Source organism: Streptomyces sp. NPDC040718 (assembly GCF_055593565.1).
In genome coordinates, this window is sequence record NZ_JBVIXO010000016.1 from 50,925 (window position 1) to 74,188 (window position 23,264).

The 23,264-nt window shown below is 73.2% G+C and carries 18 protein-coding genes; 9 read left to right on the plus strand and 9 right to left on the minus strand.

Features of this window, described 5'->3' with window-relative positions; translation table 11 throughout:
- The first annotated feature begins 269 nt into the window (after window positions 1-269).
- Both ACZ597_RS29990 and ACZ597_RS29995 read left to right on the plus strand, forming a co-directional pair.
- Window positions 270-1,985, plus strand: a complete 1,716-nt coding sequence (locus ACZ597_RS29990; protein ID WP_471336595.1) for an MFS transporter — start codon at window positions 270-272, stop codon at window positions 1,983-1,985.
- A 99-nt stretch (window positions 1,986-2,084) separates the two neighbouring features.
- A complete protein-coding gene (locus ACZ597_RS29995) occupies window positions 2,085-3,269 on the plus strand; it encodes an acyl-CoA dehydrogenase family protein (protein WP_471336598.1) in 1,185 nt (394 codons plus the stop codon).
- A gap of 11 nt (window positions 3,270-3,280) precedes the next feature.
- Here the strand turns inward: ACZ597_RS29995 and ACZ597_RS30000 are convergent, their stop codons facing one another.
- Window positions 3,281-3,739 carry a cell division protein SepF gene (locus ACZ597_RS30000; RefSeq protein ID WP_471336601.1) on the minus strand — a complete coding sequence of 153 codons (459 nt, stop codon included), beginning with the start codon at window positions 3,737-3,739 and terminating at the stop codon, window positions 3,281-3,283.
- Window positions 3,740-4,023: 284 nt separating this feature from the next.
- On the opposite strand from ACZ597_RS30000, the gene ACZ597_RS30005 reads away from it, so the two are divergent.
- The 4 genes from ACZ597_RS30005 (at window position 4,024) to ACZ597_RS30020 (ending at window position 7,828) form a co-directional block, all read left to right on the plus strand.
- Entirely contained in the window at window positions 4,024-5,319 is a 1,296-nt protein-coding gene (locus ACZ597_RS30005) for a DUF5685 family protein (RefSeq protein ID WP_471336604.1), read from the plus strand.
- A 78-nt stretch (window positions 5,320-5,397) separates the two neighbouring features.
- Window positions 5,398-6,207 carry a DUF1684 domain-containing protein gene (locus tag ACZ597_RS30010; protein ID WP_471336607.1) on the plus strand — a complete coding sequence of 270 codons (810 nt, stop codon included), beginning with the start codon at window positions 5,398-5,400 and terminating at the stop codon, window positions 6,205-6,207.
- A 162-nt stretch (window positions 6,208-6,369) separates the two neighbouring features.
- A complete protein-coding gene (locus ACZ597_RS30015; RefSeq protein ID WP_471336610.1) occupies window positions 6,370-7,254 on the plus strand; it encodes a S1 family peptidase in 885 nt (294 codons plus the stop codon).
- A gap of 94 nt (window positions 7,255-7,348) precedes the next feature.
- A complete protein-coding gene (locus ACZ597_RS30020) occupies window positions 7,349-7,828 on the plus strand; it encodes an OTU domain-containing protein (protein WP_471336612.1) in 480 nt (159 codons plus the stop codon).
- Window positions 7,829-7,852: 24 nt separating this feature from the next.
- Here ACZ597_RS30020 and ACZ597_RS30025 read toward each other — a convergent pair whose 3' ends face one another.
- The 6 genes from ACZ597_RS30025 to fxsA form a co-directional block, all read right to left on the minus strand.
- Window positions 7,853-8,749 carry a DUF4231 domain-containing protein gene (locus tag ACZ597_RS30025; protein WP_471336852.1) on the minus strand — a complete coding sequence of 299 codons (897 nt, stop codon included), beginning with the start codon at window positions 8,747-8,749 and terminating at the stop codon, window positions 7,853-7,855.
- Between the two features lie 73 nt (window positions 8,750-8,822).
- Window positions 8,823-12,800 carry an FxSxx-COOH system tetratricopeptide repeat protein gene (fxsT, locus tag ACZ597_RS30030; protein WP_471336615.1) on the minus strand — a complete coding sequence of 1,326 codons (3,978 nt, stop codon included), beginning with the start codon at window positions 12,798-12,800 and terminating at the stop codon, window positions 8,823-8,825.
- On the minus strand, window positions 12,797-14,224 hold the full coding sequence (locus ACZ597_RS30035; RefSeq protein ID WP_471336855.1) for a TIR-like protein FxsC: 1,428 nt from the start codon (window positions 14,222-14,224) through the stop codon (window positions 12,797-12,799). Before ACZ597_RS30035 ends, fxsT begins: the two co-directional genes overlap by 4 nt.
- A gap of 43 nt (window positions 14,225-14,267) precedes the next feature.
- The gene (locus ACZ597_RS30040) at window positions 14,268-15,026 is read right to left on the minus strand and encodes an AAC(3) family N-acetyltransferase (protein ID WP_471336618.1); all 759 of its coding nucleotides are present in this window, start codon (window positions 15,024-15,026) and stop codon (window positions 14,268-14,270) included.
- A gap of 170 nt (window positions 15,027-15,196) precedes the next feature.
- The gene (fxsBH, locus tag ACZ597_RS30045) at window positions 15,197-17,452 is read right to left on the minus strand and encodes a radical SAM/SPASM protein FxsBH, inactivated beta-hydroxylase extension form (protein WP_471336621.1); all 2,256 of its coding nucleotides are present in this window, start codon (window positions 17,450-17,452) and stop codon (window positions 15,197-15,199) included.
- Between the two features lie 29 nt (window positions 17,453-17,481).
- Entirely contained in the window at window positions 17,482-17,754 is a 273-nt protein-coding gene (fxsA, locus tag ACZ597_RS30050) for an FxSxx-COOH cyclophane-containing RiPP peptide (protein ID WP_471336624.1), read from the minus strand.
- 136 nt (window positions 17,755-17,890) lie between these two features.
- On the opposite strand from fxsA, the gene ACZ597_RS30055 reads away from it, so the two are divergent.
- Window positions 17,891-18,448, plus strand: a complete 558-nt coding sequence (locus ACZ597_RS30055; protein WP_471336627.1) for an NADPH-dependent FMN reductase — start codon at window positions 17,891-17,893, stop codon at window positions 18,446-18,448.
- On the opposite strand, the gene ACZ597_RS30060 is transcribed toward ACZ597_RS30055, so the two are convergent.
- Together ACZ597_RS30060 and ACZ597_RS30065 are read right to left on the minus strand one after the other, a co-directional pair.
- A complete protein-coding gene (locus ACZ597_RS30060; RefSeq protein ID WP_471336629.1) occupies window positions 18,445-19,335 on the minus strand; it encodes an alpha/beta fold hydrolase in 891 nt (296 codons plus the stop codon). The two genes, ACZ597_RS30055 and ACZ597_RS30060, sit on opposite strands and share 4 nt — an antisense overlap.
- A 118-nt stretch (window positions 19,336-19,453) precedes the next feature.
- On the minus strand, window positions 19,454-20,056 hold the full coding sequence (locus ACZ597_RS30065; protein WP_471336632.1) for a TetR family transcriptional regulator C-terminal domain-containing protein: 603 nt from the start codon (window positions 20,054-20,056) through the stop codon (window positions 19,454-19,456).
- A 131-nt stretch (window positions 20,057-20,187) separates the two neighbouring features.
- Here ACZ597_RS30065 and ACZ597_RS30070 point away from each other — a divergent pair, with 131 nt between their 5' ends.
- The gene (locus ACZ597_RS30070; protein ID WP_471336635.1) at window positions 20,188-21,564 is read left to right on the plus strand and encodes a purine-cytosine permease family protein; all 1,377 of its coding nucleotides are present in this window, start codon (window positions 20,188-20,190) and stop codon (window positions 21,562-21,564) included.
- A gap of 32 nt (window positions 21,565-21,596) precedes the next feature.
- The gene (locus ACZ597_RS30075) at window positions 21,597-23,243 is read left to right on the plus strand and encodes an amidohydrolase (RefSeq protein WP_471336638.1); all 1,647 of its coding nucleotides are present in this window, start codon (window positions 21,597-21,599) and stop codon (window positions 23,241-23,243) included.
- Window positions 23,244-23,264 lie beyond the last annotated feature (21 nt).

A 23,264-nucleotide genomic window follows, 5' to 3' on the forward strand; every position in this document is an offset into this window, starting at 1 on the left:
GTGCCGCGACCGGCGGGAACGGAACGCGGAAACGGAGCGTGAGCGGGCGCGCACACGGGGGGAGGGCGGAACGGGGCGAGTGGCGCACACCACAGGGGGGCCGCCGCAGGGATGAGAGCTTGGCCACGTGTCGGGCACGCGAACTCGCGTACGCTGACCCTTCACTCGCGTGTCGATGCCGGACCCCGTAGGACGCCGCACAGCGCACCACCCGCGGCGCCCCACGACGCTGTCCGCCGAGTGCGAGGGACCACCTGGGAGGTACATGCATGTCGGGGACGAACACGGCCGGCGACAGGAAACCCTCCCTCCGGCAGCGGGTCGCCGCCGCCTCCGGCGGGGCCAACCGCTGGGTGGTCCTGGCGGTCCTGTGCGTCAGCCTCGTGCTCGTCGCGCTCGACGCGACGATCCTGCACGTGGCCGTCCCCTCCGTCACCGAGGACCTGCGCCCCGGCTCCCAGGAGCTGCTGTGGATCGTCGACGCGTACCCGCTGGTCTGCGCCGCGCTCCTGATCCTCTTCGGCACCCTCGGCGACCGCGTCGGCCGCCGCCGGATCCTGCTCCTCGGCTACACCCTCTTCGGCGTGGCCTCGGCCATCGCCGCCCTCGCCGACAACGCCCAGGTCCTGATCGCCGCCCGCGCCCTGCTCGGCGTCGGCGGGGCGATGATCATGCCGGCCACCCTGTCGATCCTGCGCCAGGTCTTCCCCGACCGGCGGGAGCGGGCCCTGGCCATCGGCATCTGGACCGCCGTCGCCGCGATCGGCGCGGCCAGCGGCCCCGTACTCGGCGGCTTCCTCGTCCAGCACTTCTGGTGGGGCTCGGTCTTCCTCATCAACATCCCGCTGATGGCCCTGATCCTGCCGCTCGGCCGCTGGCTGCTGCCGGAGTCGAAGGGCGCGGCCGACGGTCCCTGGGACGTGCTCGGCGCGCTGATGGCCGCCGCCGGCGTCCTCGGCGCGGTGCTCGGCATCAAGCGGATCGGCGCGGAACGACAGCTCACCGACCCCGGGGCACTGGTCCCGCTGCTGCTCGGCGTGCTCCTGCTGGTCCTCTTCGTACGCCGCCAGAAGCGCCGCGAGCACCCGCTGATCGACATGCGGATGTTCTCCCGGGCCGCCTTCTCCACCTCCGTCGGCTGCATCGTGCTCGCCATGCTGGCCCTGGTCGGGCTGGAGCTGCTCGCCGTCCAGTACCTCCAGCTGGTCCTGGACCTCAGCCCGCTGGAGACCGGCCTGCGGCTGCTGCCGCTCACCTTCGCCGCCATGGCCGCGGGCGCCACCGGCTCCTACACCCTCCAGCGGGTCGGCCCGCGCACCATGGTCTCGCTGGGCTTCGTGCTCACCGCCGGCGCGGTGCTGCTGCTGACGCTGATGGGCCAGCACGACCGGCCCGTACTGCTGACGGCCGGCTTCATCCTGCTCGGCTTCGGGCTCCAGACCACCCTCTTCGCGGCGTACGAGTCCATGCTGAGCGAGGCCCCGGCGGACACCGCCGGCGGAGCCGCCTCCATAGGCGAGACCTCCTACCAGCTCGGAGCGGGCATGGGCATCGCCCTGCTCGGCAGCGTGATGAACGCCGCCTACCGGCCCGGCCTGCTGGACGTCCCCGGCGTCCCCGCCGAGGACTCGGCGGGCGCCGCGAACTCCCTCGGAGAGGCCTACCAGATCGCCGCCCACCTCGGCGGCCCGGCGGGGGACTCCCTCTACGCGGCCGCCCGGCACTCCTTCGTACACGGGCTGCACGTCACCCTCGTCGTGAGCGCCTGCCTTCTGCTCGCGGGCGCCGTGATGGCGCTGAAGCTGCCGCGCACCATGGAGAACGCCGAGCCGGCCGCCCCCTGCGAGAGCGGGACCGGGGCCGCGGTGAAGCTGCCCGCGCAGCCCGCCGGCCCGTCCCGCCCCTCCGCCGGAGGGCGGATCCCCGCCCCGGCACAGCCCGAGCGCGATCCCGCGGTCGGCGGCAGGCCCGGCCGCCAGGGCTGACCCGCTCCCCTCCGCGGAAGCCGGGGGTGGACCCGGGGCCGGGTCGGCGACAAACTTGCACCGCTAGGTTTCGCCCCACGTGGCCGCCGGGAGGCCCCCTTGTCCGCGCCGAAGACCCCGTTCGCCCCCACCGACCCGCTCGGACTCGACGAGCTGCTCGGCCCCGAGGACCTCGCCGTCCGCGACACCGTCCGTTCCTGGGCCGCCGACCGGGTCCTGCCGCACATCGCCCAGTGGTACGAGGACGGGGAGCTCCCGCAGATCCGGGAGCTGGCCCGCGAGCTCGGCTCCATCGGCGCGCTGGGCATGTCCCTGACCGGCTACGGCTGCGCCGGCGCGAGCGCCGTCCAGTACGGCCTGGCCTGCCTGGAGCTGGAGGCCGCAGACTCCGGGATCCGCTCGCTGGTCTCCGTACAGGGCTCCCTCGCCATGTACGCGATCTGGAAGTACGGCTCCGAGGAGCAGAAGCGGCGCTGGCTGCCCGGCATGGCGGCCGGCGAGCTGATCGGCTGCTTCGCGCTGACCGAGCCCGACATCGGCTCCGACCCGGCCGCGATGCGCACGTACGCCAAGCGCGACGGCTCCGACTGGGTGCTGAACGGCCGCAAGATGTGGATCACCAACGGCTCGGTGGCAGCCGTGGCCGTCGTCTGGGCCCAGACGGACGAGGGGATCCGCGGCTTCGCCGTCCCCACAGACAGCGCCGGCTTCTCGGCGCCGGAGATCAAGCACAAGTGGTCGCTGCGCGCGTCGGTGACGAGCGAGCTGGTGCTGGACGACGTACGACTGCCCGCGGACGCGGTGCTTCCGAACGTCACGGGGCTCAAGGGTCCCCTGGGCTGCCTCAGCCACGCGCGGTACGGGATCATCTGGGGGTCGATGGGCGCGGCGCGCGCCAGTTTCGAGGCGGCGCTCGACTACGCGAAGACGCGGGAGCAGTTCGGCCGGCCGATCGGCGGCTTCCAGCTCACCCAGGCCAAGCTCTCGGACATGGCACTGGAACTCCACAAGGGCATCCTGCTCGCCCACCACCTGGGCCGGCGCATGGACGCGGGCACCCTGCGGCCGGAGCAGATCAGCTTCGGCAAGCTCAACAACGTCCGCGAGGCCATCGACATCTGCCGCACCGCGCGGACCATCCTCGGGGCCAACGGGATCTCCCTGGAGTACCCCGTCATGCGGCACGCCACCAACCTGGAGTCGGTGCTCACCTACGAGGGCACCGTCGAGATGCACCAGCTGGTCCTGGGCAAGGCGCTCACCGGGCTCGACGCGTTCCGGTAAGCCGCCCAGGTTCAGCTCTGGTTGAAGAAGTCGCGGGAGCGGCCGCCCGCCTCGCCGCTGACGATCTGGGTGTCGGCCGGGGTCAGGAGGAAGACCCTGGTCGCCACCCGCTCGATCGACCCGCGCAGCCCGAAGGTCAGGCCGGCCGCGAAGTCGACCACGCGCTTGGCGTCGGTCGGGTCCATCGAGGACAGGTTCACGATGACCGGGACGCCCTCGCGGAACAGCTCGCCGATGCCGCGCGCGTCGCGGAAGCCGTCGGGGGTCACGGTCGCGATGCGCCGGCCGCGCTCGACCGCGGAATCCGAGGCCACCTTCACCCGCGGGTCGGTGACCCACTGGTCGCCGGGGCCGGAGGCCGAGCCCTGCTGGCGCTCCACCGCCTCCGCGTAGTCGTCGTCGTAGTACCGCTCGTCGTCGCTGTCCTCTACGAGACCCAACCACGCACTCGCCTTGCGCACCGAACCCATGGACGCCTCCTTTCACCGTGGCCAGTCCGTCTTCTTCTCCGCTGCCCCTATGGTCGTCCATGATGCTGACAACGCGCCAAGTGGATAGCCGCCGCGCAGATGTTTCGTGACGGGACTGGTGCAGAACATCCGTTGCACGGACGAGGTTCCCGGTCGCCACCGCTGCTGACTGAGTGAAAATACGACCGCCGCTGCCGTCCGGGTGAGGCACTGGGGCGTACGAGTGATCCGCCTGGCTGGATACGATGCCCCGAAAACTTGCGTATGACACACGGGGGAAGCGGTTGTTCGGCATCGTCAGACCTTGCGCGCACCGGCTCGGCGAGCGCTTCAAAACGGAGTGGATGGCCCATCTCTGCGGCCTCTGCCTGGCACTTCGCGGTGACCACGGCCAGTTCGCCAGGATCGTCACCAATTACGACGGGCTGCTCGTCTCCGTTCTGACGGAGGCTCAGGCCGGTCCGCTGCCCGGCGCCCGGCGCACCGCCGGGCCCTGCCCGCTGCGCGGAATGCGCACCGCGCCCGTGGCCAACGGCGAGGGCGCCCGGCTCGCCGCCGCCGTCTCGCTCGTGCTGGCCTCGGCGAAGGTGCGGGACCACGTGGCCGACCGGGACGGCCTGTTGGCCCGCGCCCCGATCGCCGCCGCCGCGCGCAAGGTGGCCCGGGGCTGGGACCGGGCCGGCGCCCGCACCGGCGCCTCGCTCGGCTTCGACACGGCGGTGCTCGTGGACGCCGTGGACCGCCAGGGCGGCATCGAGACCCTGGCCGGGATCGGCACGCCCGTGCTGGTGGTCACCGAGCCGACGGAGACCGCGACCGCGGCCGCCTTCGCGCATACCGCGATCCTGGCGGGGCGGCCGGGCAACGGCCCGGCCCTCGCCGAGGCCGGCCGGTACTTCGGGCGGCTCGCGCACCTGCTGGACGCCGTCGAGGACCAGGGCGCCGACGCCCTGGCGGGCGCCTGGAACCCGCTCACCGCCACCGGCACCTCCCTCGCGGAGGCCCGCCGGCTGTGCGACGACGCGCTGCACGGCATACGGCTGGCCCTGCGCGAGGTGGAGTTCGCCGACGCGGGGCTCGCCCACCGGCTGCTGGTGCACGAGCTGCGCAACTCCGTGGACCGGGCGTTCGGCACCTCCTCCTGCGGGCACACGGCCGCGAACTCGGCGGGCCAGGGCTACGGTCAGCCCCCGCAGGGGTACGGGCAGCAGGGCTACGGCCAGCCCCCGCAGGGCCACCCGGCCGGGTACGGCCAGGCCGGCCCGTACGGCGGCGGCCAGGTCGGCCCGTACGCCCCCGGCGGGCCCGGGATGCCGCCGCCGATGGGCCCGGGCGGCCCCGGCGGTGGCGGCGGCGGTGGCGGCTTCGGCGGGCTTCCGCCGCAGAAGCCGCGCCGCGGACTGATCCACGGCTGCGCGGTGGCCATCGGCCTCTTCTGCACCTGCCAGATCTGCTGCACGGACTACGAGGGCCCCTGGTCCCGCCAGAAGCGCGACGCCTGGTGCGACGACTGCGGCGACGGGTGCGACTGCTGCAACTGTGACGGCTGCTGCTGCGACGGGTGCGGCTGCGACTGCTGACCGGGCGTCATTTCCCCGCAGGTCCGGACGGGTTACCGGAAGGTTCCCGCCCGGCCCGCGGGGGAAGGGCTGAGCGGCATGAGCGATGACGAAGCGGGCAAGGCCTGGCGGGAGTGGCACGAGCACCGCACGGCCACCGTCTCGGCCCCCTACGGACCCCTCGCCCTGACGGGCACCTTCTGGATCTCCGACTACTCGGAAGGTCGAATTCCGGCCGTTCCGGGGCGTTGGCGCGCCCACGACGGCGGGGTCGTGCTGACCGCCTCCGCCGAGGACGGCGTCGCGCTCGACGGGCGGCCGCTCGTGGGGGAGGCCGCCCTCGCCGCGGACGAGGGCCGGCCCGCGCGGTCCCGGCTCGCGGCCGGGGAGGTACGGCTCGTGGTGATCCGGCGCGAGGGGCAGTGGGCGGTCCGCGCCTACGACCCAGCCGCCCCCGCCCGGCGCGCCTTCGCCGGTATCGAGGCCACCCCGTACGACCCGGACTTCGCGCTGCCGGGCCACTTCCGCCCGTACCCCGCGCGGCGGACCGTCCAGGTCGGCAACGCCGACGGGCGCGCCCGCGGCCTCGGCCTCGGCGGCGAGCCGGCCTTCGTCCGCGAAGGCGTCCCGCACACCCTCCAGGTGGCCGTGGACGAGGACGACGGCAGCCTCTGGGCCGTCTTCGCGGACGCCACCAGCGGCGGTTCCAGCTACCGCTTCCGCTTCCTGCACCCCGGATCCCCCTCCCCGGAAGGGTCCGTCACCGTGGACCTCAACCGGGCCCAACTCCCGCCCTGCGCCTTCGCCGACCACTTCATCTGCCCGTTCCCGCCGCCGGGGAACGCGTTGCCCTTCGAGGTCGCCGCCGGGGAGCGACGGCTGAAAGGCGCCCTTGCCGCCGGTAACTGACGCCAGGACACTCCCGTTCAGCGTCACCCGGCGGACTTGTCAGGGTCACGACGAGAGTGCGGCTTCCCGGCCGCGCACCCGCAGTGTCCCCCCACCGCCGCTCACGGGCTCCGGCACCCCCACCCCAGCCGGGCCCCCGACCCCCACCCGGGAGGACGTGAAGTGAGGACCAACAGCACCCCCCGCCTCCGGCTGCTCGCCCTGGCCGCCGGCCTGGCCGCCACGGCAGCTCTCGCCGCCCCCACCGCCGCCAGCGCGGACGACAACGGCACCGGCTTCGGCGCCGCCCGCCTCGCCGCCGCAGGGGCCTCCGTCCTGCGCGCCGACGTCGCCGGCACCGCATGGCACACCGATACCGCCACCGGCACCCTCGTGGTCACCGCCGACTCCACCGTCACCGCCGCCGACATCGCCAGAATCCGCCGCGAGGCGGGCGCCGACGCCGCCGCGCTGCGCATCGAACGCACCCCAGGCAAGCTGACCAAGCTGCTCTCCGGCGGCGACGCCATCTACGCCAGCAGCTGGCGCTGCTCCCTCGGCTTCAACGTCCGCAGCGGGAGCAACTACTACATCCTGACCGCCGGCCACTGCACCGAGGGCGCCGGCACCTGGTGGACCAACTCCTCCCACACCACCGTCGTCGGCAGCACCGCCGGCTCCAGCTTCCCGACCAACGACTACGGGCTCATCAAGTACGCCAGCAACAGCCCGGTCCCGCCCGGCACCGTCGGCGGCCAGGACATCACCAGCGCCGTCAACGCCACCACCGGCATGTCCGTCACCCGGCGCGGCTCCACCACCGGTACCCACAGCGGCTCCGTGACCGGCCTCAACGCCACCGTGAACTACGGCGGCGGCGACGTCGTCTACGGCATGATCAGGACCAACGTCTGCGCCGAACCCGGCGACAGCGGCGGCCCCCTCTACTCCGGCAGCCGTGCCGTCGGCCTCACCTCCGGCGGCAGCGGCAACTGCTCCTCGGGCGGAACCACCTTCTTCCAGCCCGTCGTCGAAGCCCTGAACGCCTACGGCGTCAGCGTCTACTGACACCGCCGTCCCCCGGCGCAGGCACCCTGGACGTCCTCCCTCCTTCTGGGAGGATGTCCAGGATGTCCAGGGCGCCCACGGGGGAGGAGCTCGTATGAAGCGCATCGGAGTGACCGGCCACCGGTCGATTCCCGATGAGGTGCTCGGCCACGTGCAGGAGGGCCTGCGGGCCGCGCTCGCGGGCCACCAGGGCCCCCTGGAGGCCCTCTCCAGCCTCGCCGACGGAGCCGACCAGCTCTTCGCGGACATCGCCCTGGAACACGGCGCCGACCTCACCGTCGTGATCCCCAGCGGGGACTACGAGGACACCTTCGAGGACCCCGACGCCCTCGCCGGCTACCGGCGGCTCAGGCGCCGCGCCGCCCAGGAGGTCCGGCTGGACTTCGCCCGCTCCACCGACGAGGCCTACTACGCCGCCGGCACCTACATCGCCGACTGCTGCGACCGGCTCGTCGCCGTCTGGGACGGCCTCCCCGCGCGCGGGCACGGCGGCACCGGCGAGATCGTCGCCTACGCCCGGGCCCTCGGCAAACCCGTCACCGTCATCTGGCGCGAGGGCGTGACCCGAGCCTGAGCCACACCCCCTGCCGCCCCTGCCTCAACTGCTGTGCCGCGCCAGCCAGTCCGTGTGCTGCGGCGACACGTACCGCTCCGTCTCGTACACGGCGGACGGCCACTGCGACTCCGTGATGGTCGTCTGCATCACCACCATCATCGCCGCCAGGTCCTGCTCGATCAGCGTGTGCGCCTCGATCAGCGGATGGCGGCGGCGCACCTCGTTCCAGGCGATCCCCGCCGCCGCGGCCGCGCTCAGCAGCCCCGCCGCCCCCGCACCCGACCCCGAGCCGAAGGCACCCAGCACCGCCAGCAGCAGCGCCAGGCAGGTCAGCAGCACGATCGTCCACGACCACAGCGCCGTCGTCCGCCGCGCCCCCTCCGTCCTGCGCCGGTACCAGTTGCGCTGCTCGATCAGCCGGTCCCGGACGTACGTCTCCCGGCGCACCTGGTAGTCCAGCCCGCGCAGCCGCTGCATCGCCCCGGTGATCTCACCGCCCTCCGGCACCAGGCCCGCCGTCCGGGGATCCTCCCAGCCCATCTTGCGCAGTTCGTCCAGCCCCTTCTCCAGTCGCGCCCGGTACACCCCCTCCGGCCCGGCGACCTCGGATCCGAACGGCGCCCCGTGCACGGCGTAACGCCACGACAGGGACTTGATGAACTCGGCCGCGCTGCGGTTGAGCTGCCACTGCGGACGGGCCCGCCGGCTGCCCGCCCGTACGCCCACGGCCAGCACCCCCGCGTACGCCAGCGCGCTCAACGCCGCGAACACGTGCAGCCCGCCCACCGCCGGCCCGGACGGCAGGGCCGCGGCCCCGGCCGCCGCGACCAGCAGCAGCAGCTGCGCGCGGGTGGCCTGCGTCGACTCCCGCTGCCGGGAGACCGCCGCCTGATCGGTGTGGTGGAAGAGGACCGGCAGGTCCTCGTTGCGAAAGGTCATGCTGTCGGTCACGGCGCCCCCTGCGCTCGCTCCCGGGCGGCGGGGACGCGAAGCCCCGCCACCCGATGTCGGATCACACCGCGAGCGGCTCCAGGTCCCGGTGGACCCGCCGCTCGTCGCGGGCGTACCGGGTCAGACCGTGGTCCTCCCCGAGCAGCCGCGTCAGCTCGGACACCGCCTCCGCCCGCACCCGCGCCGCCTCCTCCTTGCGGCCCAGCATGTCCAGGCTGACGGCCATGTTCGACGCGCTCGCCAGGGTCTCCGGATGGTGCGCGCCCAGCGCCTCGCGCAGCCGCACCACCGCGATCCGCTCCAGCTCCAGAGCCCCCTCCGGGTCACCCAGGTCCGCCCGCGCGTTCGCCAGGTTCAGGTGCGCGAAGATCGTGTGCGGATGGTTGTCGCCCAGCACCTCGCGCATGCTGCGGATCGTCTGCCGCAGCATCGGATCCGCCGTCTCCGCGGCGCCCGTGCCCCAGTGGAAGACCGCCAGGTTGTTGACGGCCGCCAGGGTGTACGGGTGCTTCTCGCCCGGCACCTTCATGTACTCGTCCACCACCTCCTGGGCCAGGTCCCGCGCCGCCCCCGGATCACCCGTCGCGAACAGGTCCGACGCCAGGTTCAGCTCACAGGCCAGCAGGTCGGGATTGACCGAGGTGTACTTGGCCCGGTACCGGTTGCGGGTCGCCGTCGTCAGCCGCAGCGCGTTCTCCAGCTCCCCGGCCCGCCGCAGCGACACCGCCAGGTTCTTCGCCGCCGACAGCGTGCCCGGGAAGGCCCGGCCCAGCTGCCGCTTGTAGATCTCGTACGTCCGGCTCAGCAGCTGCACCGAATCGTCGTACCGGCCCACCTCGCGCAGGTCCCGGGCCAGGTTCTGCGCCGAGGACAGGGTGTACGGGTGGTCCGGGCCCAGCACCTCGGTGCGCCGGTCGAAGACCTCCTGGTCGATCTCCCGGGCCCGCGCGTACTGCCCGACCATGCGCAGGTTCAGCGCCAGGTTGTTCGCCGCCGCCAGGGTGCGCGGGTGCGCGTCGTGGAAGATCTGCCCGAAGCCCTCGTGCGCGGCCGTCGCCAGCTCCATCGCCTCCCCGTACCGGCCCAGCGCGCCCAGGTCCATCGCCAGACCGCTGGTGGTCATGTACGTGTGCGGGTGCGAGGGGCCCAGCGCGGCCCGCTGCCGCTCCAGCGTCACCTCGTCCAGCTCCTTCGCCTCCACGAACCGGCCCTGCGAGCGAAGGATGTTCGACAGGTGGAACCGCAGGTACAGGTACTGGAGGTCGTCGCTGCCCAGCATCTCCCGCCAGGACTCGCGCAGTTCCTCGCCCAGCGCGTACGCCGCCTTGAAGTCACCGCGCTTCCACAGGTAGCGCACCCGGTCGATCAGCAGCCGACGGGTCTCCGGCTCCGTGCAGAACCGGGCCTCGGACGGGCTCAGGTGCGGCCAGATCGTGTTGAACTTCGGCCAGGTCTCCGGGTTGTCTATCGGCTCGTCGTCGTCCGGCCGCGCCCCCGCCAGGATCCGGTGCACCGCGTGCCGCGCCTCGCGCTGCTCCTCCTCCGACAGCTGCGCCCGGATCACCGCCTGGACCAGCCGGTGCACCTGGATGCTGTTGCCGACCTGGTCGACCTTGGCCATGGCGAACCGGCCGATCTCCCGGATCACCCGGCCCAGCACCAGCTTCTCCTGGAGCGAGGCGTCGTACGGCTTGAGCGCGTCGATCATCTCCTTGCTGTAGAGGAGGTTCGCCGATATCGGCTCCGGCGCGAAGAAGGCGCACAGCTGGAGCAGCCGCACCGCGGCGGGGGAGCGGGACTGGAGCCGCTCGATCGACACGTTCCACGTCGCCGCCACCGGCTGCGGGTACCCGGCCGGCTGGTTCAGGCTCAGCACCCGCGCCGTCTGCTCGGCGAGCTGCTCCAGGTACGCGGACACCGGCGTCGCGGTCTCCGCGATCCAGGCGCCCGCCTGCTCGACGGCGAGCGGCAGGTCGCCCACCGCCACGGCCACCTGCTCGGCGTCCTCCTTGGCCAGCCCGGGAGCGCGCCGCTGGAGGTGCTCGATGGACTCCTCGCGCAGGAACACGTCCACCGGCAGCGAGTCCCCGTACTGGGACCACGACTGGTTGCGCGAGGTCACCAGCACGTGCCCCGGGCCGCCCGGCGGGAAGAACCGCTTGAGGGTCTCGGGATCGTCGGCGTTGTCGAAGACCAGCAGCCAGCGCGAGGAGGGCACGCCGCGCCGCAGCAGGTCGATCGCCTCCTGGGAGGCGGCCGCCATGTCCTCGCCGGTCTGCGCGCCCAGCCGTACGGCCAGCTCCGCGAGTGCCGCGACCACGTCGTCCGTCTGCTCCGAGGAGATCCACCAGACCAGGTCGTAGTCCGCCATGAACCGGTGCACGTACTCCAGCGCCACCTGGGTCTTGCCCACGCCGCCGAGCCCGTACAAGGTCTGCGGCTGCGGCAGCACCACGGCCATGCCGCCGCCGAGCTGGTCGCGCATCCGCTCCAGCACGATGGACCGGCCGGTGAAGCCGGGGTTGCGCGGCGGCGCGTTCCAGATCTTCGGGACCGTGCCCGGGAAGCGGGGGCCGGGCTGGGAGGCGCCGGCGACGGTGTCCGGCAGCGCCATCGGCCGCTCCACCGCGCGCAGCAGGGCGGCGGTCGCGTGCACCTCGTCGAGCCGGAACAGGTCCACCGGGTTCCGGTCGATGTAGGGCGTGGCCAGGCGTACGTCACCCACCCGCAGCGGCACCAGGTGGCGCCGGCCCCCGGTCGGGTCCTCGGCGGCGGCCCGGTTCCAGACGTCCACGGCGCGGGCCGACTTGAGATAGGCGCTGGAGAGCAGCACCACGGTCCGGGCGGCGGTGTCCACGCTGAGCCCCGCCCCGCCCAGGGTGTCGCCGGCGGCCGCGTCGGGCGCGCGCTCGGCGGACACGTCCTTGGGGACGACCCGGAAGCCGGCCCGGGTGAGCACCGATTCGATCCAGTCGGCCCACATCCGGTTCTCGGCGACGTAGGAGAGGAACAGGTCGGCGGGCAGCGCCGGGCGGCGCCGGGTGAAGGCGTCCCGGATCCGCAGCCGCACCTCCTCGCCGATCACCGGCATGGAGGTGACCTCACCGCCGGTGACCACCGTGGTGAGCCGTTCGAAGGCGGAGAGCAGGGAGTTGGTCAGCCCGGCCTCGTCGCCGAAGGTGGCCAGCGTCTCCTCGTACGCGTAGTAGGGGCGGTACGGGATCTCCACCGCACCCCAGTAGGAGGTCAGCTCGTCCCCGACGAGCCCGTTGGGGAAGCGGTCGAACCTCAGGCGGGCCAGGGCGCGGCCCGCGTCGGCCTTCTCCTTCTCGCCCTCGTCGATGCGCATGGGCACCGGGTAGATCTTGATGCCGCGGTCGTTGAACCGCTCGTCGATCTGCCGGGCCACCGAGGCGGCGCCGTCGATGGACTGGTCGGACAGCGTGAAGCAGTCGACCAGGACGTCGGGGAGGTGGACGGTGCAGATGTCGGCGATGTCGGACAGGCCGGTGCGGCTGTCGATCAGGACGTAGTCGTAGTTGGCCTTCATGTCGGCGCGCAGGGCGTCGAAGAAGAGGCCGCCGCCGAGCCGGTCGTAGAAGTTGTCCCAGTCGAAGGTGGACACGGTCGCCGAGTACTCGCGGTTCTGCCGGCCCGCCGAGACGAAGTCGAGGGTGCCGCCGTCCGGGAACTCCCACCCGTGGGTCTCCGGGGTGAGGGAGACCGCGTGCGGCTGGATCCGCGCGTAGTCCTTGTGCCAGTCGGCGGCGCGCTGCACGGGGCTGGTGGCGGCCCAGGCGTACTCGCTGATCAGGTCGATGACACCGGTGGTGGCCCCCAGGGTGGAGGGGTCCAGGAAGGGGTGGAAGAAGCGGTGCAGGCCCGGAGCCTCCAGGTCCCAGTCCACGGCGAGGACCCGCTTGCCGTTGGCGGCGAGGATCCAGGCGGTGTTGGCGAGGGCCATCGTGCGGCCGGTACCGCCCTTGTACGAGTAGAAGGTGACGATGCGTCCGTCTCGGCTGTCACGACTGGCTGTCATCCGCGTCCCCCCGGGTCTGTGTCGGTGCCTTCGCCGTACTCGTCGGGGTCGCCGTCCGGGCCGCTCCCGTCGTCGTGCCGCCGCGCGAGCGGGAAGGGGGCCGGCGGGGGTAACGGCGGCGGCCCGCCCATCCCCATCGGTCCCAGCAGCCGCGGGCGTTCGGTGGAGGTGTTCCCGGCGGGCAGGTACACCTGCGCGTGTCTGAGGTACTGCTGCGCGGCCGCCTCGACCACCTGCGGCAGGATCTGGCCGAGCGTCTCCATGCTGGCCACGCCGTTGGCCGCGGCCCGGCAGGCGGCCCGGCCCTGGCTCATCTTGACCGGAAGGGTCTCCTCCAGCCGTCGCGCGAGCTCCGCCTCCCTGGCCCGGCTCTGCTGGTCGTACCGGTTCCACGGCACGACCACGTTGATCCACGGGCGGTGCTCCTGGTCGAAGGCGGCCAGCCGCTGGCGGCGCTGCTCGTCCTCCACCGCCCAGCGGTCGACGATCAGGATCTCGGGGCGGGTGGGCGGCTGCTTGCTGTCGAAGTGGCCCGCCTCGTCGTCGAAGGAGGACATGGTCGTCTGGTAGTTGAGGTTCCTGACCAGGTCCTCGGCCACGTACGCGACGGGCCGCTGCGAGGCCGGGTGGTAGGGGTTCCAGTCCAGCGCGCTCTCCCCGTAGTACTCGGCGCTGCGGCCGTCCGGCAGGTCGTGGCGGGAGGCGGCGGCCACGGTCACGTGGAGGGTGCGGCTGGGGCTGCCGCCGGGAGCGGGGCCCTGGCCGCCGCTGTGACCGAAGGCGCTGGGCACCACCCGGTAGTCCAGCGGGCGCACCGGGTGCAGGCGCACGGTCTCGGCGACCCGGACGATCCGCCGGGCCAGTTCGTACACGGCCTGCTCGTACTGTTCGGCGTACCCGCGCAGTTTGATCAGCCCGTACAGCCCGTCGGTGACGTAGCGCTCGCCGAAGGTGTTGTGGTTGAACTGCAACCGCTCGGCCGGGCCCGGCAGTTGGGAGGGCGGTACCGGCACCCACAGGGCCGGGACGATGGCCTCGGCGGCCGGCTGGTTGCTGACCGCACCGTGCTGGATGGTGCGCTGCGCGAAGGCGAACCACTCCTTCCCGCACATCTCACTGGCGAAGTAGCGCGGCGAGAACAGGGGGACGAAGACCCGGCAGGTGGCGAGCGCCGCCCCGAGCCGTTCCGACCAGCCCTCGCCGCTGCGTATCTCCCGGTCCATGAAGCCGGCCTCGGACCCGGCGGGCAGGTCCGTGAGCGCCATGATGTGACTGCACAGGTCACGGAAGAGGCGCTCCACCCACATGTCGGGATCGGGTCCTCCAGGCCCGAACCTCGGTGTGTGGGCATAACTGAGAAAAAAGTACGGCTGCACTGATGCGGGCACACGACCCCCGTCCCGAAGCTGCGAGCGAAGAAACATCATTCCGGAGCTGCTTCGCCACATCCCCTCATCGTTCAGTCAATCAGCGTCTGTTTTCGGTCATCCAGGCCTGGGCGTGGTCCACGGCGTGCGGAATCGAGAAGAACGCGGCGGACACCCCTCCCACTCGTCCCCCGCGCACCAGCCGATCCGGGAACGCCCGGCCGATCTCCTCGAAATCCCCGTCGTCCAGCGCGACGTCCTCGTACGTCGTCCACTCACCCGCGCCGGAGCGCCCTCCCCGCCCCTCGTGCCCGCCCGGAAGGTTCACCTTCACCACGCAGTCGTACATACGCAAGGGGGGCTTCGGAATTCGATACTCCGCGAGATGGAAAGCAGTACAGGCCGAAAAGCCCACATTGATCATGAGTACCTGTCCTCCCTCCCAGCACAGCTTTCCCAGCGGGGAATCCTCACCCAGGTGGCTTTCGGTGCGGTGCCCCGCGCACAGCCGGTGCGCGTCCGCGCCGAGCGCGGCGAAGGAGGTCTGCGGGTGGCCGCTGCGGGCGGCGCCCGGGGTGGTGCGGACCACCTCGGCGAAGACGCCCACGCCCTGGCTCGGGGTGAGGCCCGGGTCGAAGGGCGGCATCCGCGCCCGGAAGGCCGCCGTCTCCGCCTCGCCGAGACCGGCGACGCGGGCCAGGTGGGCGGTGGAGGTGAGGGAGTTCTCCGCGGTGAAGGCCGGGACGAGCAGGGTGCCGCGCGGGCCGAGGACCCCGAGCAGGGCGTCGCGCAGCGTCTCGGCGCGCAGGCCGGTGCCGCCGAGGGCGGCGTGCACCAGCAGGCGCTGCCCGGGGCGCACGCCGATCAGCCGGAGCTGGGCGGCGAGCTGGTAGCGGCCAGGCGGGGCGGTAGGGGCGGGTGGGGCTGTCGGAGCGGCTGCCGGGGGCGGTGGGGCCGCCGGAGCGGCTGCCGGGCCGGGCTCCGGGCCGGGTGGGGCCGGTGGGGCGGCTGCCGGGGCCGGTGGGGCGGTCATGCGTCGACCGCCTTCAGCTCCCAGCGCAGCTCCTCCACCAGCCGCTTGCCGCTCACCGTCAGCTCCGCCGCCTCCGCCAGCCGGTCCAGCGCCCGGTGGATCCGGTCCGTGCCGCCCGGCTCCTGCGTGCCCGTGCCCCGGCGGTACGCCTCCACCACGACCCGCTCGTGCACGTCGGCCAGCAGCCGCGACACCGGCACCGGCCGGGTCCGCCAGGGCGAGGGGTGCTGCCAGGCCCCGTCCAGCGCGTAGAGGTCGGCCACCTCGGTCAGTTCCCGCAGCCGGGCCCGCCGCCGCCCCGTCAGCAGGGCCAGCGCGGTCTCCTTGACCCCGGCCGCGTACGGGACCCCGAGCGCGCCCGGCCCGTGCCGCCCGGCCTCGCCCCAGCCCCCGGCCCGCGGGCCGCCGGCGAGCGGGGTGAGGGTGCCCAGCCCGGCGGCGGCCGCCCGCGCGAACCCGGGGACGGTGCGCAGCAGCAGTGCCCGGGCCGCGTCGAGCCGGCCCCGCCACTCGTCGGCCTCCCCGGCGCCGAGCCGCAGCCGGGGCGGGCGGGCGAAGCAGTTGCGGTACGGGTCCAGGTCCTCCAGCGCCACCGCCGGCTCACCCGGCCCGGGCGACCAGGTCCGTACGGGCAGCCAGCGCGCGTCCCCCGCCGCCGGCCCGAAGCGGTGCTCGGTGCGCCCAGCCCGGACGACCGCGTACCCCTCGCCGGTGGCGTGCAGCAGGGCGCGGCCCCGGGTGCCGGGCTCCCCGAGGCGCAGCAGCCCCAGCGTCGGCAGGTACACCTCCCCGTCCCGGTAGGCCACCTCGGCCGGCAGCTCCAGCCCGCCCCGCAGCACGGCGGCGGCCGTCAGCGCGGCGAGCCGGCGAGCCGCGGCCGGGCCGTCCGGGCGCCCCTCCCGCACGGCGTCCAGGGCCTCCAGCACCCAGGTCCGGGTGAACGGGTGGCCCAGTACGGCGTCCAGCGCGTCCGCGCCCGCCTCGCCGGCCCCCTCCACCCCGGCCAGCAGCTCCCAGGCCCGCGCCCAGGCGGAGTCCCCCGCGAGGTCCCCGTGCAGCCGGGCCAGCAGGACCCGGGTCAGCTCCTCCTGGGACCGGGCCAGTTCGGCCGGGTCGCCCAGCTCCGGAGCGGTCTGCCGGTCGGCGGTCCGCCCCTCGACCCCCTCCACCAGTTCGCGCAGGTCGGAGCAGTACACGGAGGGGTTGTCGAAGCCGTTGCCCTCCCGGTAGCGGTGCGTGTAGAGGCCGCCGCCGCACGAACGTACGACAGGGCAGCGGCGGCACGTGCCGCTGACACCCGCGAGCCCGAGCTGCCGGGCCCGGACCCCGGGGTGCGCGGCGACCTGGTCGAAGGCGTGCTCGAAGACGTCGAACCCGGTGGCGGCGGCGCCGTCGAAGGCGCTCTTGAGGGAGTCGACCTGTTCCAGCGTTCCGTCCGTCTCCACCACGACGAGGTCGGTCGGGGCCAGCCCCAGGGACTCCGTCAGGCTGGGTCCGCCGCGCAGCGTGGACAGCAGGGACTCGAAGAGCCGTACGGGCACCGGCCGTTCCAGCTGCTCCCAGCGGTCGAAGACCCGCAGCAGCCAGCGCGCGTACGCGTCGGGCGCGCCCTCGGGGCGCTCCGGCGGGACCTCCCAGGTGGCGTGGGGGAGCAGGAAGTCCACCCGGGGCGGCTCCAGCGCGACCAGCGCGTCCAGTACGGCGACCGGGTCGTTCGCCACGTCCACGGTGCACAACAGGCCCTGGTAGAGGTGGCGGTAGGGCGCCGAGCGCAGCAGTTCCAGGGCGGCCAGGACCAGCGGGTGGCTGGAGCGGCCGTCGGCGAAGCGGCGGTGGCGGTCGTTGGCCGCGCGGTCCCCGTCGAGGGATACGCCGACCCGGACGCCGTACTCGGCGAAGAGGTCCAGGTAACGGCGGCTGAGCTGGAGCCCGTTGGTGTGGATCCGCAGATCGAGGTCGGCCGTGCCGGCGAGCGCGCGGGTGAACTCCTCGCACACGAGCCGCAGTCGGTCGGGGCCGGCCAGCAGGGGTTCCCCTCCGTGGAGGATCACCGTGACGGAGGGGAGTGCATGGTCACGGGCATGTTCGGCGAGCCGCGACGCGGTCTGGGAAATGACCTTGGGGGAGATCACCTTCGGCCGGGCTCGCCAGCTCTGATCTGCGTGTTCGTAGACATAGCAATGATCACAAGCAAGATCGCATCTGCTGTGAACCTTCAGGACGATCTCGCGGAAAGCGATCGTGCGGGTCATTCCACCAGTCTAGAGCTCATAACTGATCGTCAGAGCGCGGAGTTGAAGATCGGTGCCTGAACGCGACGACCGGATTCCGACGGGAGGACGCGCTCGAGCGCCGCGGCCGCGGAAGCGCTGCGGACGTCGATCTTCGCGAGGGGAACACGACGGTCCTTGACCGTGCTGGTCGGGGGGGTTGCGGAAGTGTTCACGACACCGTCCTCGGGGAGGCCATGTGAAATGGGAGGGAATGACATCAGCGCATCACTGCTGTCAAGCGTGGACTTTACTCGTCCACACCCCATTGGCAACCGAGGCATGACGCCTGGTCAAGCGTTCTATAGAAAGCGTGGTGCATTTATCGAGGGCCCGCATTCGGCCGTTCGCCGCAGCGCAAGCTCCAGTTTTCCGGGACCCGCCCCGGCCCGCGTCCGCGCAGGTGGGTAGCTTGGGCGGATGCCCGCCACACCCGTCGTCCTGCTGCTGTCCGGGAGCCTGCGCGCAGGCTCCTCCAACGAGGCCGTGCTGCGCACCGCGCGCTCCGTGGCGGCCGAGGCCGACCCGCCGCTGCGCGCCGTCCTCTACGAGGGCCTGGGGGACCTCCCGCACTTCAACCCCGATGACGACAAGGACCCGTTGCCGGCCCCGGTGGCCGCGCTGCGCGAGGCGATCGCACGGGCGTCGGCGGTGCTGGTCTGCGCCCCGGAGTACGCGGGCGGCCTGCCCGGCTCGTTCAAGAACCTGCTGGACTGGACGGTGGGCGGCACCGAGATCTGCGACAAGCCCGTGGCCTGGGTCAACGCCGCCGCCCCCGGCCGCGGCGGCGGCGCCGAGGCGGCGCTGAGGACGGTCCTGGGCTACACGGGCGCCACCGTCGTGGAGCCCGCGTGCGTACGGATCGGGCCGGTCCCCGGGCCGGCCGGCGCCGACGGGCTGATCGCCGACCCCGCCGTCCGCGAGCGCCTCGCCGAGGTGCTCGCGCTGCTCGTGGAGGCGGCCGCGGCGGACGCCTAAGCCGGCTGCTGCTCCCCCAGGGGCTCGCGCAGCAGCCAGGTGAGTACGTCGGGCAGCGCGCGCAGCGCCGCGAAGTGCGCGGCGTCCGGGTCGATGGCCGTCGTGGCGCCGGGGATGCGGCGGCCCAGCCAGCGTGCGTGGCCCACGGGGGAGAAGACGTCGAGCTCACCGTGCCAGATCAGCACGGGACAGCGGATGTCGGCGGGGTCGAAGCCCCAGGGGCTGCTGAAGGCGAGGATGTCGTCGATCCAGCCGTACGCCGAAGTGCGCACTCCCTCACGGTAGTTGCGCAGCAGCATCGACCGCAGGCCCGCGTCCGAGACGATCATGCGGTCGCTGGCGGTCAGCTCCCGGCGCAGCTCGTCCAGGAGCCGGCCGGGGTCCCTGGCGATGCCGGCGGCGCGCGGGATCAGCCGGGCCGCCAGCTCCTCCGGGTCGTCGGTGGCGGTGGTGTACTCCCGCACGTTCGAGGCGGCCATCCCGGCGAACCAGTCCAGGTCCTCCGCGTCCCGGGGGGCGAGGGGTACCAGGGCGGCGGTCCGCGTGACCCGCTCCGGCAGCAGGGCGGCGCAGGCCAGGGCGCCGGGGGCGCCGCCCGAGCGGCCGGCCACGGCGAAGGTGTCCAGCCCGAAGGCGTCGGCGATCGCCGCCACGTCCTGGGCCACGTCGGCGACGGAGCGGCCCGGGTGGCGTTCGGAGCCGCCGTAGCCGGGCCGGTCGTAGGCGATGAGCTGCATCCGCCGCTGGTAGAGGACCATGCCGCGGGGTGCCGGTCCCAGTCTGCTGCCGGGCATCCCGTGGAGCAGGAGGACGGGTTTGCCGTCCGGGTCCCCCCACTGCTGGGCCGTCAGGGCGCGGCCGTCCGCGGTGCGCACCTGTTTGCGCACGCGCTCCCTCCCTCACGTCCGACGCGGGTAGTCAGGCCGATTGTGCTCCCCGGCGGGGGAGCACGGTAGGGCGCACTCGGAGGGAAATCCTTCAGAAGGTTTCCACAAGCGCGTGGGTTCAGCGGTGCTCGATCAGCAGGGCAGCCGCCGAGCGCGCCCGCTCCAGGGCCCGTACCCGGTCCGCGTCCCGCTGGCCCAGCACCACCCGGGTGCTCAGCCCGTCGAGCAGGGCGAGCAGCTCCGAGGCGCGGGCGGCCGTGTCGGTCGGGGCGAACCGGCCCTGTTCGACGCCCTTCGCCAGCAGGGCGCCCAGGTCCTCGTGCCAGCCCGCGTCGATCTCCTCCTGGGCGGCGCGCAGGTCCTCGTTGGACGGCGTACGGGCCCACAGCTCGATCCACAGGGTCCAGCGCGGGTCGCGGGGGCCCCGGGGCAGGTACAGCTCCAGGAAGAGCTCCAGCTTGCGGGCGGCGGTGACCCGGCGGCGCAGCAGGGCCGCGCGTTCGGCCGCGAGCCGCTGCTCGCTCCAGCGCAGCGCCTCCAGCAGCAGCCGGTCCTTGCTGCCGTAGTAGTACAGGATGTGGCCGCCGCTGGTGCCGAGGCGGTCGGCGAGCTTGGACATGGTCAGCGCCGCGAGCCCGTCCTCGGCGATCGCCGTCATGGCCTCTTCCAGCATCCGCTCCTGGGCGATCTGCCCGTCGCGCCGCCGTGCCGCTCCTGCCACCGCTGCCGCCTCCCGATCTTCGTGGGCCGACCTTATCCCGGACAGGGTCTTGACGGGGGTCGGAAGCACCCCTCATCTTGAATGCCATTCAAGAACTTAGAACGCCATTCAAGATCAAGGGTGCGTGCACGATGAGTGACGAGATCTTCAGAGTCGAGACGCGCGGCATCGATCCGATCCCGGACGCCGAACGCCACGGCGGCGCGCGTGACCTCTTCTGGCTCTGGTTCGGCTCCAACCTGACCTTCACCTACGTGATCAACGGAGCCCTGGCCGTCGCCTTCGGCCTCACCTTCTGGCAGGCCACCGCCGTCGTCGTGGTCAGCGGACTGGCCTTCTTCGCCATCAGCGCCGCCGGACTGTCCGGCATCCGCACCGGCACCGCCACCCTGGTCATCTCCCGCGCCGCCTTCGGCGTCCGGGGAAACCTCCCCGCCGGAGTCCTCAACTGGCTCGTCGGCATCGGCTACACCATCCTCAACACCGTCGTCGGCACCCTCGCCCTGGAGGTCTTCCTGGAGGACCTGGGCCTGTTCCACGGCACCCCCGCCCGCGCCGCCGCCCTCTTCGTCACCCTCGCCCTGACCTTCGTCGTGGCCATGTGGGGCCACGCCACCGTCCAGTTCGCCGAACGCTGGATGGCGTACGTCCTCGCCGCCGGCTTCGCGGCCCTGCTCGCCTTCCTGATCCCCGGCGCCGACACCTCCGCCCCCGCGGCCACCGTGCCCGGCGCCTCCGGCTGGAGCCTGGCCTTCGTGATCATGCTGGCGGCTCCCTTCTCGTACCTGCCGATGCCCGCCGACTACACCCGCTACCTGCCCCGCACCACCTCGCTGAAGTCGATCACCTGGTACGGCGCCCTCGGCGGCTTCCTCTCCTCCGTCGCCCTCGGCGTCGCGGGCGTCGCCGCCGCCACCCGGACCGACATGACCGACGCCGTCGCCGGCACCGAGAGCCTGCTGCCCGGCTGGTTCCAGCCGCTGTTCCTGGCCCTCGTACTCGGAGGCTCCGTCACCAACTCGATCATCACCCTCTACTCGTCCAGCCTGAACCTCCAGGTCCTCGGCATCCCCTGGACCCGGGCCAAGGCCATCGTCGTCAGCGCCGCCATCACCGGAGCCGGCTCCCTCGCCGCGCTCTTCCTCACCGACTTCACGAGCGCGCTGACCTCCTTCCTCTCGCTCCTGATCATCGTCTTCGCGCCCTGGGGCGGGGTCTTCCTCGCCGACATGCTGCTGCGCCGCTGCCGCTACGACGGCCACGCCCTGCACACCACCGGCCCCGACGGCGCCTACTGGTACCGCTCCGGCTACCACCCGGCCGGCCTGGCCGCGCTCCTCGCCGGCATCACCTTCGCCGCCCTGACCTGCGACTCCGAGCTGTGGACCGGGCCGCTCGTGGCCCCGCTCGGCGGCGCCGACCTCACCCTCCTCGGCTCGGTCGTCTCCGGCCTCGTCTACGCCGCCCTGTACCGCCGGAACCCCGCCCCCGTCCCGGCCGCCGCCTGACCCCTCACACCACCGCGACAGGAGCACCACCCGTGAACCACCCCGCCGACCTGCTGCTCACCGGAGCCCACATCCACACCGTGGACCCGGACCTGCCCGAGGCCGAAGCCCTCGCCGTGCGCGACGGCCGCATCGTGTGGATCGGCCCCGGCCACGAGGCCGCCGCCTGGGCCGGGCCGGACACCGAACGGCTCGACGCGGGCGGCCGACTGGTCCTGCCCGGGTTCATCGACGCCCACAACCACGTCCGGCTCGGCTCCGACGCCGACTGCGTCCAGCTGGCGGGGGTGCGCACGCTGGAGGGCATCCACGAACGGATCCGGGCCTGGCGGGCCGAGCACCCCGGCGCCGAGTGGATCGAGGCCGAGGCCTTCGACTACTCCGCCATCCCGGGCGGCCGGATGCCGTGCGCCGCCGACCTCGACCCGGTCACCGGCGACGTACCGGCCATCGTGCTCTCGTACGACGTCCACACGGCCTGGCTGAACACGGCCGCCATGCGCCGCCTCGGCGTCACCCGCGACCGCACCGACCTGCCCTTCGGCACGGCCGCGACCGACCCGGAGACCGGCGAGCCCACCGGCTTCGTCAAGGACTTCGCCGTCAAGGGGCTCTCCCGCGCGGGCCACCGGGCGCTGCGCGAGCTCGGTGTGCCGTGGGCCTCGCCGGACCGGCAGTACGGGCGGCTCGCCAAGAGCCTCGACGACGCCGTCGGCTTCGGCATCACCACGGTGGTCGAGCCGCAGAACTCCCTCGACGACCTCGAACTCTTCGAACGGGCCAGGGCGGAGGGCCGGCTGCGCTCGCGGATCGTGGCGGCGCTGTTCCACCCGCGCGGCACCGGCGACGCCGACCTCGACGAGTTCGCCGACGCGGCCCGCCGCTTCGCGGACGACCGGCTGCGGGTCGGCCCGCTCAAGCTGTACATCGACGACGTGGTGGAGCCCCGTACGGCCGCCCTGCTGGAGCCGTACACCGGCTGCGGGCACCACCGCGGCGACACCTTCTACCCGGCGGAGGAGTTCGCGGAGCTGCTGGCGAAGCTGGACGCGAAGGGCTTCCAGTGCTTCGTGCACGCCACCGGCGACCGGGGCATCCGCACCGTCCTCGACGCCGTCGAGCACGCCCGGGCGGTGAACGGCCCGCGCGACGCCCGCCACCAGGTCGTCCACGTGGAGTGCCTGGACCCCGAGGACGTGCCCCGCTTCGCGGAGCTGGGCGTGGTCGCCTGCATGCAGCCGAGGCACTGCGCGCCCGAGATCGCCGGCCCGGGCCAGGACTGGGCCGAGAACGTGGGCGAGGAGCGCTGGCACAAGGCCTGGCCGATGCGGAGCCTGCACGGGGCCGGGGCGGTGCTGGCCTTCTCCAGCGACTGGAACGTCGCCGAGATGGACCCGATGATCGGCATCTACACCGCAGTCACCCGCTGCCCCCTGGGCGGGGGCGAGCCCTGGCGGCCGGAGGAGACGGTGGACGTGGAGACGGCGGTGTACGGCTACACGATGGGCTCCGCCCACGCCAACTTCCTGGAGCGGGAGCGCGGTTCCCTCACGGTGGGCAAGGCGGCCGACTTCGTGGTCCTGTCCCGCGACATCCTGCGCGTCGCCCCGGAGTCCATCCCGGGCACGGTGGCCGAGACGGTGGTGGTGGCGGGGGAGGTCGTCCACCGCGCGGGCTGACCGCCCGCGGACCCGGCGCTG